Source organism: Occallatibacter sp., from assembly GCF_049802275.1.
In the GTDB taxonomy this organism is placed as follows: domain Bacteria; phylum Acidobacteriota; class Terriglobia; order Terriglobales; family Acidobacteriaceae; genus Telmatobacter.
The window spans coordinates 1-15,158 of sequence record NZ_JBARMD010000217.1 but is presented as its reverse complement, the minus strand read 5'-3'; the positions used below and the strand labels follow the sequence as shown (position 1 = coordinate 15,158).

General features: G+C 57.2%; 17 protein-coding genes. 9 read left to right on the top strand and 8 right to left on the bottom strand.

Translation table 11 applies throughout. The features are described from left to right. The first annotated feature begins 192 nt into the window (after positions 1 to 192). Positions 193 to 978, top strand: a complete 786-nt coding sequence (locus tag WA354_RS07530) for a hypothetical protein (protein ID WP_472812384.1) — start codon at positions 193 to 195, stop codon at positions 976 to 978. A gap of 197 nt (positions 979 to 1,175) precedes the next feature. Here WA354_RS07530 and WA354_RS07525 read toward each other — a convergent pair whose 3' ends face one another. Then, positions 1,176 to 1,964, bottom strand: a complete 789-nt coding sequence (locus WA354_RS07525; protein WP_472812383.1) for a LytR/AlgR family response regulator transcription factor — start codon at positions 1,962 to 1,964, stop codon at positions 1,176 to 1,178. Next, positions 1,945 to 3,129: a sensor histidine kinase gene (locus WA354_RS07520; RefSeq protein ID WP_472812382.1), complete on the bottom strand. Its 1,185-nt coding sequence runs from the start codon at positions 3,127 to 3,129 to the stop codon at positions 1,945 to 1,947. The genes WA354_RS07525 and WA354_RS07520 overlap by 20 nt, the downstream gene beginning before the upstream one ends. A 475-nt stretch (positions 3,130 to 3,604) precedes the next feature. Here WA354_RS07520 and WA354_RS07515 point away from each other — a divergent pair, with 475 nt between their 5' ends. Beyond that, positions 3,605 to 3,805 carry a cold-shock protein gene (locus WA354_RS07515; RefSeq protein ID WP_472801942.1) on the top strand — a complete coding sequence of 67 codons (201 nt, stop codon included), beginning with the start codon at positions 3,605 to 3,607 and terminating at the stop codon, positions 3,803 to 3,805. A gap of 93 nt (positions 3,806 to 3,898) precedes the next feature. Here the strand turns inward: WA354_RS07515 and WA354_RS07510 are convergent, their stop codons facing one another. Continuing rightward, complete coding sequence (locus WA354_RS07510; RefSeq protein WP_472812381.1) at positions 3,899 to 4,123, bottom strand: hypothetical protein; 225 nt, start codon at positions 4,121 to 4,123, stop codon at positions 3,899 to 3,901. Positions 4,124 to 4,458: 335 nt separating this feature from the next. On the opposite strand from WA354_RS07510, the gene WA354_RS07505 reads away from it, so the two are divergent. Together WA354_RS07505 and WA354_RS07500 are read left to right on the top strand one after the other, a co-directional pair. Then, a complete protein-coding gene (locus WA354_RS07505) occupies positions 4,459 to 4,614 on the top strand; it encodes a hypothetical protein (RefSeq protein WP_348264133.1) in 156 nt (51 codons plus the stop codon). A gap of 251 nt (positions 4,615 to 4,865) precedes the next feature. Continuing rightward, positions 4,866 to 6,374, top strand: a complete 1,509-nt coding sequence (locus WA354_RS07500) for an amino acid permease (protein ID WP_472812385.1) — start codon at positions 4,866 to 4,868, stop codon at positions 6,372 to 6,374. 195 nt (positions 6,375 to 6,569) lie between these two features. Here WA354_RS07500 and WA354_RS07495 read toward each other — a convergent pair whose 3' ends face one another. The 5 genes from WA354_RS07495 to WA354_RS07475 all read right to left on the bottom strand — a co-directional run bounded on the left by WA354_RS07495 (position 6,570) and on the right by WA354_RS07475 (position 10,901). After that, positions 6,570 to 7,322: an SDR family oxidoreductase gene (locus WA354_RS07495; protein ID WP_472812380.1), complete on the bottom strand. Its 753-nt coding sequence runs from the start codon at positions 7,320 to 7,322 to the stop codon at positions 6,570 to 6,572. An 87-nt stretch (positions 7,323 to 7,409) separates the two neighbouring features. Continuing rightward, a complete protein-coding gene (locus WA354_RS07490; protein ID WP_472812379.1) occupies positions 7,410 to 8,234 on the bottom strand; it encodes an alpha/beta fold hydrolase in 825 nt (274 codons plus the stop codon). Positions 8,235 to 8,582: 348 nt separating this feature from the next. Next, positions 8,583 to 8,828, bottom strand: a complete 246-nt coding sequence (locus WA354_RS07485; RefSeq protein ID WP_472812378.1) for a hypothetical protein — start codon at positions 8,826 to 8,828, stop codon at positions 8,583 to 8,585. A gap of 7 nt (positions 8,829 to 8,835) precedes the next feature. Next, complete coding sequence (locus WA354_RS07480; RefSeq protein ID WP_472812377.1) at positions 8,836 to 10,029, bottom strand: IS91 family transposase; 1,194 nt, start codon at positions 10,027 to 10,029, stop codon at positions 8,836 to 8,838. Beyond that, on the bottom strand, positions 10,026 to 10,901 hold the full coding sequence (locus WA354_RS07475) for a tyrosine-type recombinase/integrase (RefSeq protein WP_472812376.1): 876 nt from the start codon (positions 10,899 to 10,901) through the stop codon (positions 10,026 to 10,028). Before WA354_RS07475 ends, WA354_RS07480 begins: the two co-directional genes overlap by 4 nt. 180 nt (positions 10,902 to 11,081) lie before the next feature. On the opposite strand from WA354_RS07475, the gene add reads away from it, so the two are divergent. The 5 genes from add to mutL all read left to right on the top strand — a co-directional run. Further along, positions 11,082 to 12,101 (top strand): adenosine deaminase, encoded by a 1,020-nt coding sequence (add, locus tag WA354_RS07470; RefSeq protein ID WP_472812375.1) that lies wholly within the window; start codon positions 11,082 to 11,084, stop codon positions 12,099 to 12,101. A 112-nt stretch (positions 12,102 to 12,213) separates the two neighbouring features. Further along, positions 12,214 to 12,435, top strand: coding sequence for a hypothetical protein (locus WA354_RS07465; RefSeq protein ID WP_472812374.1), 222 nt, complete (start codon positions 12,214 to 12,216; stop codon positions 12,433 to 12,435). Between the two features lie 129 nt (positions 12,436 to 12,564). Then, complete coding sequence (locus WA354_RS07460) at positions 12,565 to 13,326, top strand: hypothetical protein (protein ID WP_472812373.1); 762 nt, start codon at positions 12,565 to 12,567, stop codon at positions 13,324 to 13,326. 201 nt (positions 13,327 to 13,527) lie between these two features. Further along, positions 13,528 to 13,917, top strand: a complete 390-nt coding sequence (locus WA354_RS07455; RefSeq protein WP_472812372.1) for a zinc metalloprotease — start codon at positions 13,528 to 13,530, stop codon at positions 13,915 to 13,917. A 126-nt stretch (positions 13,918 to 14,043) separates the two neighbouring features. Beyond that, a partial coding sequence (gene mutL, locus WA354_RS07450) for a DNA mismatch repair endonuclease MutL (RefSeq protein ID WP_472812371.1) occupies positions 14,044 to 15,158 on the top strand: 1,115 nt, incomplete at its 3' end.

Below are 15,158 nucleotides of genomic sequence, written 5' to 3'. Positions count from 1 at the left end.
TCACCGCGCCCGCTAAGTACGCCTGCGGCTTCCTTCTCGTGTCCAAATCGAAACCGCCTCGCGGAGCAAATCGAGCCTCACAATTAGACCTCCTCCGCGCGAAGCGCTTCCGATCTTGGATAGCTACAACTCAGGAGTTTGCCGATTTGCGCCAGCGTAGGGCTGACGAGCGAGCCGCGATAGTATCTGGACATGGCCCGACAAGACCTTCTACTTCTGCTCATGCTCTCGATCTGTGTTCCTGTAGTACCCCAGACACCAGAATCGGATACCGCGCTGATGGTGAAAGCTCGGTCCCTGTATGACGCGCCTTTTACGCGGAACTTGGCCGCATTTGATTGCGAGGCGCAGTTCGATTGGAAGTCTCATTTTGCGGCGATGCTGGGTACATTGCCGCCAGCGGCAGTTGCCACTGCGGAACATCTTCAGACCATTCACCACCGGATTAATCTAGACGGGCACAAGGCAACTGTTTCTTCAAAACCTGAAAAGCCAGATTTCAGCGGTGTTCCTCAAGAAGCAACGTTGGAACAGGTCCTAATCGCGATGGTATCGAGCGGATTGAACGCTTGGCTTCCTTCAAGCACAAACGTCGTTCTTCCGGTCGGAACAACGAAATATCAATTTGAAAAGCTTCCCTCGGGTTTCAAACTTTCAATGAAAGGAGATGACGTGCAGGGAACGCTCTTTTTGGACGCCGATTTTCGTGTTTCAAGCGGCGCAATGGATCTTCCACAGCCGATGTCGTTCACCACCGAATTCAAATCGGGTCCGCAAGGATACCTCCTCAACTCGATCAGAACGGGTCCGCCACCAAACGACGCTGAATTCGCTTACACATATCAATCTGTCGATGGGTTCCAACTCCCTGCTGAGATTACGGTGACTCCTGCCACCACTGGAAAATGGCAATATCAACTCAACGATTGCAAGGTGGTTAAGCTCGTCAAGCTTCAAGTAGGCTTACCTAAACAGTGATTTTTTTAGCTTGCTCGACGAGAACGCTGCTGGTTCCTGAGTGACCGTCGGCTCGGAAGTTTCGGTTCCAAAAACATGCAATCTCAAGTGCCCTTAGCCCGACGGACGTGTTTCCGGCAAGCGAGGCTCTCTTTCGTCGCTTTTCTTCTTTTCGCAACTTGTCACGCGACGACTCGATTTGGTTCGCTCGCTAAGCCCTACAACGGTTGCCCCAGCCTCTTCTCCAACTGCACCCGATACGTCCGGCTCACCCGCGTCCGCGAGCCATTCTTCAGCACCGCCTCAAATTCCCCGTGCGAAATCGGCTCCAGTTGCAGCACGCTCTCGATATTGATCAGCGCCGAGCGATGCACGCGCACAAACCGCCGCGGATCGAGCTTCTCCGCCAGGTCGTTCAGCGCCGCGCGATATAGCAGTTCCTTGCCACCCACGTGCAGCGTCACATAAACGCCCGCCGCTTCAATCCAGTCGATATCGATTACACGCACAAAGCGCGTCGTTCCCCCCGCCTTCACCACCAGCCGATCCAGCCTGCGCTCCGGAGCGCTTGGAGCAGCGCTCACCATCTTCATCACGCGCTGGCCAAACTCCCGCATGCTGCGCTCATCCAGCCGAGCCTTGGCGCGACACATCGTTGCTTCGAATCGTTCATCGCTGAAGGGCTTCAGCAGGTAGTCGAGCGCATTGGCTTCAAAGGCCCGGATCGCGTGCTGATCGTAGGCAGTCACAAAGACGGTGAGCGGCATCTGCGCCGCGCCGATCGCATCGATCACCGCCAGGCCATCGAGTTCCGGCATCTGTACGTCAAGGAAGATCAGGTCGGGATTGTTGCGCTGAATCATTTCGACGGCTGTCTGGCCGTCCGCAGCTTCGCTCACCGAGGCCACCTGCTCGTCCCGCCGCAGCAGGTCGATCAGCCGCTGACGGGCTGGAAGCTCGTCGTCGGCCACGAGCACGTGGATCGGTTCATGCGGACGCGCGTTCACTCTTCTCGTCTCCTACCAGCCGCAGGGGCAGCGACACGTCCACTTCCGTCCCGCCTTCCTTGCGATTCCTCACCACGAACCGGCTTGCCCCATTGGGGTGAAGCCCGTCGATGCGCTGCCGCGTGATGGACAGACCCAGCCCCTCGGCCTCTTCGATTTTCCAGCCGAGAGGCAAGCCCACGCCGTCATCGATGATGCGAACTTCGAGGCGATCACCAAGGTGTTTGGCGCGGACGACGATGGTCCCTCCCGAAGCCCGCCGCGAAATTCCATGCCGGATCGCATTCTCGACCAGCGGCTGAATGAACATTGATGGCACTGCTGCGTACTTCACCTCTGGCGCAATATCCATCACCACGCGCAGTTGATCCCCAAACCGAATCTTCTGGATCTCAAGATAATGCTCCAGGAAAGCCAGTTCCTCCGCCAGCGGCACCTCCTGCCGGTCCTTTGATTCAAGCGACATGCGCAGCAGATCGCCGAGATGCTCGATCATGCGGCGGGTCAACTTCGGGTCGCGCTCCACGTGAGAGGAGATCGTGTTCAGCGCGTTGAACAGGAAATGCGGATCGAGCTGCATGCGCAGGGCGTTGAGCCGCGCCTCGCTGTAGCTGTGTTCCAGTCGCTCCAGGCGGAGTTCGCTGTTCATGTAGCGCTGGTAGTACTGGTAGGCCTGTATGCCCCCCAGAATGATCCAGTAGATGAGCCAGCACCAGATCTGCCACCCAATCACTGCCGGGCTGAAGAGCTGCGAAATGCGAAGCGAACTCCAGGGCGCAACACCCATCAGGGCGCGCATCGTTGTAAACACGTAAAAGTAGATTTCGGTAAAGACGATGCTCGCCAGGATGTGTGCGGCCAAACGCCGGCCGAGCGCCCTGCCCGAGTAGGGCAGCCGCCGATCGAGCCAGACGATCGCGGGGGTCAGCGCCCCCCAGACCCAGAACTGCGCAAGATAGATGCGAATCTCATCGTGCCAGTGACTGGTCCCAAACTCCGGCAACGCAAAAAGCGTTCCGGCGGCGGTACATACCAGGGCGCCGATCAGCGCCAGTCCCCACCATTTGCTGGCTAGACGGCCGATAAACGTCGTGTGCGTCCGGACCGGGTCAGCAATGCTCCATTCGCTCGTGGTTGTCTTCGCTGCGATCACTTCTTCTCTCATCAGCCCCGGTTTACCTTAATTTCGTCCACTGCAAGCGCCGCCTTCGGCGACCACATTATCTCCCAACAAAGCATCTCAGGTCCGTTCAGGCGTGGAAACTGGCAAAAACTGATGGAAAAGCTGATAGCCGTCTCTTCTGCACGCCCTATTCGAGGGACTGCAACCTGCAACATAGCCTGTCTTCTGGTACGCAACCATGCATATGTCATCATCGGGTCCCGTCACAATTCAGAGCGGTTTCGCTGCTCTTTCAACGGGCTGGATGTGCCGGACGGCAACAGCGGGCGCCGCTGTATCAGGATTCCCCGCCGGACCAGGATTGACTGTTATCGATGCAGAAAGATGCCATCCTGTGTTATACTTAGACCAATCGTAGAATTCGATCTAGAAGTCATTGCCTGTTTCGCTTACCCGCTCACTTGCAATCTTCCTCATTGCGTTCGCGGGCAATTCAGTATCAAAGGAACAAAACACAATGGAAACAGGCACAGTCAAGTGGTTTAATGACGCCAAGGGATTTGGATTTTTGAGCCGTGAGAACGGCGAGGACGTCTTCGTCCATCACACCGCCATCCAGGCAAACGGCTTCCGTTCGCTTCAGGAAGGCCAGAAGGTCCAGTTCAACGTGACCAAGGGCCCCAAGGGCTGGCAGGCTGAGAACGTTCAACCCGTCTAAATTTCGGATGAATGTTCTAACTGAGATCAAAAAGGACGGCATAACTGCCGTCCTTCTCATTTTTATGCGTATGTATTGCTAAGTTACGCGGATCTATGCAGCTGGTTTCAGGGATTTGGCTCCAGGATCGCTCGAAACTGGGTGCATGGACCCGTGATCCGATTTGTGGCAACCCAGAAAGTCGAGAGCGTCGTTGATGGTGTCTTCGAACCTTCCACCTGTCTTGTGTGTGGCTCTCACGCCTTTGGCAACAAGCTGGCACATTTCAAATCGGTTCATTCCTTGCTTGAGCGCGCGATGGATCTTGTCAGAACGCATGAAGAACTCCGTTCACGGGGAGAATGTCGGCAGTTAAACCAACGACATGTGATTGCTGCGTGGGATACGGAGCTCGTCTGAAGCATTAGGACGGCCAAAGGCCGAGCAGGCTGGGTGTTTCCAGATCGCGTCTTAGCTCCATTCTACGCCGAGAATCAACAAATGCCGCGTGAATTCGCGTTGCGCAGGGCCGCAATTGACCCGTTTTCCTGCTGTTTACGCCTCGAGCAACAGGAGTCCGTCCTTTTCCGCGCAGAGAAATCCCTGTTACCATAAAGTTCACATCCCCGTTCTCGCGGGACACATTGATTTGATTCAGTAAGAAGAGGTTGTCATTGGCAAATACCAAGAAAATTGAAGACAAGCTGGAACGTAAAAAAGTAAAACGTGCCTCCCGCAAGAAGGCTGCACCGAAGGCCAAGCGCACCACTCCGCGCGGCTCCAACAAGAAAAAGCTCAAGAAAGCGGCGCGCGGCCAGTCGAAGCGTTAAAAGGCGGCGTTCACCAATCGGATCGAAGCCCTGGCCGTTCAATAAGCCGGCCAGGCTTCGATCCTCAAACCGCTCATTCTTGACGTTCCCGCCGCGATTTCATCCCTTTCCGTCCGTCCAATCCTCATCATGTAAACTTCCGCATAAGGTTTCCCACAGCTCACGGCAACCGCCTGCACTGCACGCCGGATCGGACGAGGAGAACTGCCCTGCCAAGTCAACTGCTTGCCCGTAAGTCCATTGATAAGCTCATCCGCGAGTCGGAAGAGCCCGAACACGCGCTGAAGAAGTCGCTCGGCCCCTGGTCACTTACCGCTCTCGGCATCGGCGCCGTCATAGGTTCAGGCATCTTCACCGTCATCGGCACCGCCATGGCGGGACAAAAGTTCGATACCCCTGAAGTCAGCAACACCCCGCTGATCCACTACCTGCTGACACACACCGCCATGGCCGGACGGCCCGGCGCAGGTCCTGCCCTCGCTCTGTCGCTTGTCCTTGTCGCTATCGTCTGCGTCTTTACCGGCCTCTGCTACGCCGAACTCGCTTCGATGATCCCCATCGCCGGCTCCGCCTACACCTACACCTACGCCACGCTCGGCGAGCTCGTGGCATGGATCATCGGCTGGGACCTGATTCTTGAATACGCCTTCTCGAACATGAGCGTCAGCGTCGGTTTTGCCGCGCATATCGAGGCGCTCCTCGAGTGGTTCGGGCTGCACCCCGACTTGAAGTGGATTTCTCCTGCATACCTTCCCACCGGGCTCCAGGACCTGGCCGGCAAAGACCTCTATGCTCCGGGCTGGCACTTCGGCTTCAACATACCCGCCTTCCTCGTCGTCATGGTGCTCACTGTCGTGCTGGTGCGCGGCATACGTGAGTCGGCCCGCACCAATAACATTCTCGTTCTCGTAAAAATCGTCGCCATCCTCACCTTCATTGGCGCGGCGGCCAGCTTCGTTAAGCCGGTCTACTGGCATCCCTTCATGCCCAACGGCTGGACCGGCATGCTCTCCGGCGGATCGATCATCTTCTTCACCTACATTGGATTCGATTCTGTCTCTACCGCCGCCGAAGAATGCAAGCAGCCGCAGCGCGATCTGCCCTTTGGCATCCTCGCTACATTAGTCGCATGCACCGTCCTTTACGGCGGAGTTGCCATCTGTCTCAGTGGCATCGTCCCATGGCAGTCCATCATGGGCGACGGCGCGCCTGTAGTGAACGCGCTCAAGCGCCTCTCGCTCGAACCCGGCGGCCACAACCTGCACTGGATCGAGCTGGTCGTGCTCATCGGCGCCATGCTGGGCATGATCTCGTCGATTCTCGTATTTCAGCTCGGACAGGCGCGTGTCTGGTTTGCCATGTCGCGCGACGGACTGCTGCCCAAAGTCTTCGGCAAGATTCACCCGCGCTACCGCACACCCGCGGTCGCCACCTGGGTTGCCGGATTCGTCGTCGGAGTTCCCGCCGGCCTGCTCGACATCGGTACGGTCTCGAACCTCTCCAATATTGGCACGCTCTTCGCCTTTGTCCTCGTCTCGATCGCCGTCCTCATCCTGCGCTATCGCGAGCCCGAGCGCCCTCGATCGTTCCGCGCCCCATGGGGACCGATTTTCCCCGTGCTCAGCATCATCTTCTGCATCATGCTGATGATGGGGCTCGAAGTTCTGACCTGGGAGGCGTTCTTTATCTGGCTGATCGTCGGCCTGCTGATCTACTTCTTCTACAGCCGACATCGGTCTGAGTTCGCGGGCATGCGATAAGTTTGCGGTAGAAGAACCGCGAGAATAGTTGGCCCACATCGTGTGGATGAGTGCATCGAGCTGTTATCACCAAATGAGATTTTGTGCCACTGCCGGCCAGCAAATACAAGCCGACTTATGTGCACCAACTTGCCTGATAGACGTATTTAAGTTCTTGCGGTGACCGACCCTGCTGCTGCGTGTTGTTCTGCACAACTAGACTTGGACGGTGCCGCCATCAACGAACAACTCGACGCCGGCGATGTAGCTGGCATCGTCCGAAGCGAGGAAGACGGCTGCTTTCGCAACCTCCTCTGGTCTACCAACGCGACCCAGCGGAACACTCGAGGCAAGGTGTGTGTAGATAGCTCTCTTCTCATCCTCATTGTGCGCCAGGCCACTCAGTCCGGGTGTATCGATCGGACCGGGGCTTACCACGTTGACGCGAATCTTTCGATCCTTGAGATCGTTGGTCCAGCCGCGCGCAAACGAGCGCACTGCTGCTTTGCTTGCCGAATACACGCTGAAGTTTGGAGTACCCTGCACAGAAACGATGGAAGCATTCAGCACGATGGCTCCTCCTTCCGGAATCAAAGGAAGCGCTTTCTGCACGGTGAAAAGAACACCCTTCACATTCGTATCGAACGTTTGGTCGTATTGCTCCTCTGTGATTTGACCGATAGGCGCAAACGAGCCTCCGCCTGCGTTCACAAAGAGGACATCAAGGCGGCCCTTCTCACGCTGAATCTGCGCATAAAGTGCATCAAGTTCGACCAAGTTGGACGCGTCCGCCCGTATTGCCTGCGCCTGTTCGCCCAGAACTTCCGCAGCGGAAGAGAGTTCCGGTTGACGCCGACCGGTGATGTAGACGAAGGCGCCTTCCTTGATGAATTGTTCCGCCGTCGCAAAGCCAATACCCGAACTACCACCTGTGACTAGCGCGACTTTACCTTCCAGTTTCCCCGCCATGCTCTACCTCCGCTTAATTTCCGCTATGGCCCGCACAGCGTGTGAGCAGCCCATCGACTCCAGGCCTGATCACAGTGAAATCTGAGGTCAGACCTGAAAAAACGCAAGTAGTTCGGCGTTTACTATCTCCGCGTGCGTGGTAATCATCCCGTGCGGGAGATCCTTGTAGGACTTGAAGGTTGCATTCTTGAGTAATTTTGCAGTAAGCGGCCCAGAGGCCACGTAAGGCACAATCTGGTCGTCCTCGCTATGCATCACGAGCACCGGTATTGTGATTTTTCCCAGATCTTCGGTGAAGTCAGTTTGTGAAAAAGCCACGATTCCGTCGTATTGCGCTTTCGCTGCACCGATCATGCCCTGCCTCCACCAATTTCCGATTACTCCCTCGGACGGCTTCGCGCCCGGTCGGTTGTAGCCAAAGAACGGTCCTTCTGGTATGTCTCGATAGAAGCGCGACCTGCTGGCAGCCAGCTGCGCCTGCAATCCGTCGAACGCTTCTTTCGGAAGGCCAAGCGGATTGGCTTCAGACTTCACCATGAGCGGCGGAACTGCGCTGATCAGCGCAGCTTTTGCGGCGCGCTTCTGCCCATGTCTCGCAAGATATCGGACCACTTCTCCGCCACCCGTGGAGTGGCCAACATGGATCGCATCCTTGAGGTCGAGGTGCTGTACTACCGCCGCCAGGTCGTCAGCATAGTGATCCATATCGTGACCATCCGCAACCTGAGTCGATCTGCCATGGCCACGACGGTCGTGGGCGATAACGCGATACCCATGCTGCAGAAAGAACAGCATCTGCGTATCCCAGTCATCGGACGACAAAGGCCACCCATGGCTGAAAACTATCGGTTGGCCCGTACCCCAATCCTTATAGAAGATGTCGATTCCATCAGTACCTTTTACTAAAGGCATGTTGAGTCCTCCGGGGCTGTTCAGTGTATGTGGCCCTTGAAGGCAGGTAGGAGAGCGCTAAAACGGCTTCTCCGGGGGTCATCCGTGCCAAACCAGGGTCCGCCGACATACTAACACTCGTAACTGTGAAAATGTGCCGTTTGCCGTGTGATACCGGGGTGGGAGTGAACTGGAAGAGTGAGGATGAGTAACAACAAACGCGCCTCTCGTCATTTGGACGCAAGAAGCGAAATCCAACTTCTCGAAGAGCGATAAATCTCTAGTGCCGTATCGACAGCGCTCCGCAGGCAGAGTCTCCTCGTCTGCCTGGAAGCTTGAGGCGGAGCGGTGTTGGTACGGCGATTTGCGCTAACCCGCTAGTGCGGTGGGTGTATGGGGATTGAATGGACTTTGCAGGGAGCCGATGTGTTGGATCACGCCGGGAACGCAGCGCCGTCGATCATGGTTGGGTAGTCTTTGAGATCGGTACTGCTTCTGTTCGTGGTGCTGGGTCGGTTGACTGACATCGGCGAGCAGGATCGAAGCACAGATCTGCAAACGGCTGGTTAAGACGCCGTGGCTGGAATAGGTCGAGCTGAGATAGTGGATGATCATGGCTTTCTCAAGAAGAGTCGATTCTGGCTGCGCAAGCCCTAGCCGTTGCACCCACTCGTTGACCGGAATGTGCGATGACGTGCAGGGTTCCGGATCGACACTGTGGGCAGGAGCGGTTCAGTGCAGACCGTTGCTGTTCGTCTAACAATGCACCGATGTCGGTCGTCACGGAATGGAGATACATCCGGCACCGCTCCAACGCCTGCCGGCGGATCCGGTTACCAAGAAGTCCAAAGTGCCGAATCTTTACGAAGCCGGCAGGGAGTACGTGGAGCAGGAAGCGGCGGATGAACTCCGTGGCCTCAAGTCGCATCGTGCTGCTGCGGTTGTTGTGCCTCGAGTCGCGCCAGCGAAAGCGCACCCGTCCGTTCTCGAGGCTGATGAGCCTTCCGTTGGAGATGGCGACCCGATGGGTGTAGCGGGCCAGATACTTCAGAACGTGCTCGGGTCCGCCGAAAGGAGGCTTGGAGTAGACCACCCACTCTCTTCGTCGGAGGCTCCCGAGCAGAGAGTAGAAGGCGTGCGGCGCCGAGAGTGCAGCCAGCTTGCCGGGGAAGCATAGCTCGCCTCGCCGATAGCTCTGCTTTAGAAAGCTGAGCAGCTTGCCGCGGAACATGCGGCTGAGCACGCGCACCGGGAGGAAGAACCCGTGGCGCTTGGTTGCGATCCATCGGGAGTTATCAGGAGCCAGTCCGCCGGCGGGAATGAGACAGTGCAGATGCGGATGAAACTGCAGGTTCTGACTCCAGGTATGGAGAACGGCGAGTATGCCGATACGTGCACCGAGATGACGCGGGTCGGCAGCGATCCGCAGCAGGGTCTCGGAAGCTGCGCGAAACAGCATCGAATAGAAAAGCGGCTGATTGCGTAGTCCGAGTGGCGCGAGTTGTTCGGGCACAGTGAAGACCGCATGGACATAGGGCACCGGCAGCAGGCTGGCAGCCTGCTTAAGCAGCCAGCGATCGCGTGCTGAAGACTGGCACTTGGGACAGTGCCGGTTCCGGCACGAGTCGTATGCGACAGTCTCATAGCTGCATCGATCGCAGCGCTCCAGATGAGTGCCCAGTGCGGCGGTGCGGCACAGGCCGATATCGCGCAGTACCTTCCGTTGCTGGTCAGACAGTGCGTGGCCCCAGCGATGAAGAAACTGATCTTGATGCGCATGGAAGACATCGGCCACTTCAAGCCGATGTCCGGTCATGCCGTTCTGTTCCCTCCGTGAGCAGTTGGCGAGGTCTGGATCGGCAGATCGTCGAGCGGACTCGGTGTGGCGCGCAGCCTGGCTTCGGAAACATGCAGGTACCGGGATGTCGTCTCGAGATCGCGATGGCCGAGCAGCAGTTGGATGCTGCGCAGATCAGTTCCGGCATCCAGCAGGTGTGTCGCGAACGAGTGGCGCAGAACATGCGGGCTCAGCGGCTTCCTGATACCAAGTTGCTTACGCAGCTTCTGGCACACCACCCGGACTGCGTTCGCCTTCAGCGGCTCTCCCGGCCGTTTCCCTTGAAACAACCAGTCCTTGGGCTTGCGCCACCGCCAGTACACGCGCAGGATCTCCAGCAGCTTCGGAGACAGCATGACCTGACGCGGAAACTTGCCCTTGCCTTCGCGGACGTGGATGACCATCCGCTTGCTGTCAATGTCGATCACCTTCAGATCCAGCGCTTCCTGACAACGAAGGCCTGCGCTGTAGTACAGGGCGAGCAGCGCACGATGCTTGGTGTTCATCTCCGCATCGAGCAAAGCGCATACTTCCTCGCGGCTCCAGACCGTGGGCAGCTTACGCCGTATCTTGGGCTTGATAACCTCCTGATCAAACCAGGTCTGCTTCAGCGTCCGCGTATAGAGAAACTTCAGCGCTGAACGAGCACCCTGAATCGTTCCCCACGCAAGCTTGCGCTCGTTGAGCAGAAACAGCAGGTACGTACGAACATGCTCTGGGCCCAGTTGATCGGGTGACTTGCGGAAGTACTTGGCGAACTCAGCAACGGTATGGGTGTAGTGGCGAACCGTGCGTTCGGAGAAGTTGCGCAGCCGGAGGTCTTCCTGCATGCGCTGGCGTAAATGAGTCATGGACACCTCCTCGGGTGTCCAACACTCTATCCAAACGCCACAAATGCATCCCCTCCCGCGCTAGCGGGTTAGTGCAAATCGCCGAGGCGCTCATTGACGCGATTGTCCCTCTGTAGCTAGGGCACCAGCATCGCGGTCATCCCGCGTCTACGCCTGAGGATCACCCCGTAAACTGGACACATGGACGATATTCAGGCGTTCATTCGCCGTCTCCCCAAGGCTGAACTGCATCTCCATCTCGAAGGCACCATCACCCCTGCCACGCTCGCCGAGCTGAGCGCGCGTCATGACGCTACGCCGATCACCTTGGCTGAGGCCGAAGCGCTCTACCAATTCACCGACTTCACCGGCTTCATCGAAGCTTTCAAAGCCGTCACCCGGCAACTCATTCACGCGGACGATTACGAACTCGTCGCGTGGCGCATGATGCAGCATCTTGCCGGGCAAGGTGTTGTCCATGCCGAAGTTTTCATTTCCGTCGGCGTTATCTATATGTGGCGGAATCACGACCCAGCCTGCTTCGAGCCGATCTTCGATGGACTGGAACGCGCCCGGCTCCGCGCCGAACGCGAACTCGGCCTCTCGGTCTACTGGATCTTCGACGCCGTGCGTCACTTCACCGTGCCCGAAGCCGAGCGCGTCTTTCAGAAGGCAGCCCAGATGCGCGCCGAATTTCCTTCAATCGTCGGCATCGGACTCGGCGGCGACGAACGCCGCTGCGGCTCCGAGCCTTTTCGAGAGATTTATGCGGCCGCGCGAGATGCGGGTCTGCGCCTGACCAACCACGCCGGCGAGACCACGGGGCCTGAGGCGATCTGGGAAGCCCTCAACATCGGATCGGAACGCCTTGGGCACGTTCTCTCGGCGGTGGACGACCCGAATCTTCTTCATGCGTTGAGAACACGGCGCATTGTGCTTGAGTTGAACCCAACCTCTAATGTGCGCACCGGCGTTTGTCCGTCGTTTGCCGCTCATCCGCTCCGCCGCTACTTCGATGCCGGGCTTCTCGTCACCCTCAACTCTGACGATCCAGCCTTCTTCGGCTCCGACGTCGTCAACGAGTATCTGCTCGCCCACACTCAGCAGGGGTTTACCCGCGAAGAGCTGCGCCAACTGGCCGCAAACTCGTTCCGCGCCAGTTTTCTTCCGCATGCAACACAACATTCATGGTTCAGCAAGATCGCGGGAACACACTCATAAATTCAGTACCACTTTGGGACGCATCCAACCAAAGTTGTAGTGTCACCTCTCGACCGTGGGATGCATCAAAAGAGAGTTGGGCTATCATTGGTATAGGAGACCAGTCCAGTTTATGTCTGCAGAAGCCAGCAATCTGACGCTCCTCGATGACGAAGAGGACAGCAAGACTCTCAAGGTTATTGGATGGTTCTCCGTCGGTGTAACCGTCGCCGCGCTCGGCATCTTTGTAGGCCGCGAGCTTCGCCTGCGCTACAAGTTCAGGAAGCGCACCCCGTACGACTTTTACTCGAGCGCCGGCAATCAGCAGTCGACCGAGTTCGGCGTCGGCATTTAAGCGCGCCACAATCGTTTTCTGAAAATGCCGCCTCGCGCGGCATTTTTCGTTTCTGGCAACTCTCCTCAGCATGTAGGATTTCGCCACAATCAGATCGATCGAATCGATCTGCTGCTCGCCGAGGTTCGAATGACGCTTTCAATCCCCAACTGCATTTTGTGTTCACTTCTATTCAGTGCTCCCTTGTTCGCAGTCGCCCAACTGGCAGGTTCTCCAGCATCCCAGAACCAGCCGCCCGATCCGGCAATCGTTGCCGCAACCACGGCGAAACTTGCCGCGCTTCGCGATGCATTCGTTCAGGAAGCGGTCCGGGAAGCGAAATCCGCTGGCTCCGCGTGCACGCTCGACGCCCCAAAACTTGAAATTGCCGACATTCCTTCCTTCGGCAACTACGATCCGGCCAGCAACACGCTTCGAGTGTCCGCATGGTGGCTGCTGAATGCCGACCAGAAGGAGCTGTTCTTTCATCTCGCAGGCCCGAATGCTGATGACCAAGCGGCGAACCGCGTCTTCAATAATGGAACGTATAGTTGGGTTTTCGTTCACGAATTGGGTCACTGGTGGCAGGCCTGCTTCGATTCGGCGCAGAACAAAACCCACTACCAGCGCGAGTACGATGCCAACAGGATCGCGGCGGCATACTGGCGCGAACACGATCCCGCATTGCTGCAAGGACTAGTTGCGGGCTTTACGCGCATTCTTGCCGGAGCGCCAAATCCGGTTCCCGCTGGACAGACGCCCGAAGAATACTTCAACGCAAATTACGAGAAGCTTGCCCATTCATCGGACTACGTCTGGTTCCAGGCACGTATGGTGACAGACGTCAATGCCGAGATCCCGCCGCCCACTTTCGCGGTCGGCCTTCTGCATTCCCAAATGGAAAAGAAATAGGGTCTACGCGAATCCTTTTTTGCATCGGCGACGATTCGCGATGCAGTTTCAATCGCAGAGTACTCATGCTTATCGCGTTGACGTAACCATCCGCATGGTTACTGCGCTTTTTTCGCTGATCAAGCGCGCGCAAGCGCGTTTATATACATCCCCCGCTTCGTCTGGGACATCACATATATGCGAGTGAATTGAGATCGATGTATGAATTATTTATTTACACATTGGGTTTTGTCGCTGGTCGGAACGATGTCTCTTGGCATCATTGCGATGGTGCTGCATGAGTTCGGGCATCTTGTGACTTCGCTGATGGTCGGAATCAAAGTAAAGAGCGTGGGAATGTGTATGAAAGGAATGTACATTGTGCGCGAAGCTGGATCGCCGATGAAGAACCTGCTTGTTTCTCTCGCCGGTCCGCTCACCAATGTCGCGCTGATTCTGTTGTTCTGGCACGTGTCGACGACTTTCACGCTTGCAAATTTTTGTCTCGCGGTCTGCAACCTCGCGCCTGTGAGAGGCTCGGATGGTGATCGCGCGTGGACCTGCTTTGAACAGATGCAGAGAGAATCTTCTATTTCCGCGCAATTGCTATAGGGAGGAAAATTCAATTCTCGAAAACCAGGAGCACCGTGCTCCTGGTTTTTATTTCCAGTCACCATTCCCATTCCCTGTTTGGTTGTTCTCTGTTCTCTCGCCACTATCCACTGATACCCTTTCCCCATGGGCCGTATTCGTGTTCTTTCCGACCAGGTGGCTAACCAGATCGCCGCCGGTGAGGTGGTGGATCGTCCCGCCTCCGTTGTGAAAGAACTGCTGGAGAACGCGCTCGATGCAGGCGCCAATCGCATTCGCGTTGAAGTAGAGGCGGGCGGCCGCAAGTTGATCCGCATCGCCGACGACGGCGAGGGCATGAATCGCGACGATGCGTTGTTGGCGTTTGAGCGACATGCGACCTCAAAGTTGCACACCGCCGATGAACTGCTGACGATTTCCACGCTGGGTTTTCGCGGCGAAGCACTGCCGTCGATTGGATCCGTCGCACGCGTCACGCTGGAGACTTCGACTGGTGAGGACGGACCCGGCACCCGCCTGGAAATTGCCGGCGGCAAAATTCTGCACGTAGACGACGGTGCCCTGCCGCGCGGCACCACGATCTCTGTATGCGATCTCTTCTTCAACACGCCTGCGCGCCGCAAGTTTCTGCGCGCAGAATCTACCGAGTTGTCGCACGTAGTCGCGCTGGTGACTCACTACGCACTGGCTCATCCTGAAAAGCACTTCGAACTTTTATCAGCTTCACACACGCTGGTTTCCGCGCCACCAGTGGGTAGACCGGCGGAACGCATCTACCAGATCTTCGGCAAAGACACGCTGGCACAGCTTTTGCCGGTGGCTGCCGAGACGCAACTCGATCGAGCCGGGCTGCCGGAACCACCGCCGTGGAAGCGCGATCCCGATGAGCCGGCGCGCAAGCCCGGTACTGTCAGACTGTCAGGCTTTTATTCCAAGCCGGAGCTTCAGAAACTCAATCGCAATTCGATCTACATCTTCGTGAACAAGCGACTGATCCGGGATCGACTTCTGTTGCATGCGATCGCAGAGGCGTATCGGAACATCATTCCGCCGACTAGCTCGCCCGTGGTGCTCTTGTTTCTGGAGATGCCGCCCGAAGAAGTGGACGTCAATGTCCACCCGGCTAAAACGGAGGTGCGCTTCCGGCAACAGTCGCTGATCCACGATTTTGTGCGCGACAGCCTCAGAAATGCGCTCATCGCAGCGCGCCCCGCCGCGGGATTTATGGCTGCGCTTGATTCTTCGCCGGCCGCGAGTCCTTC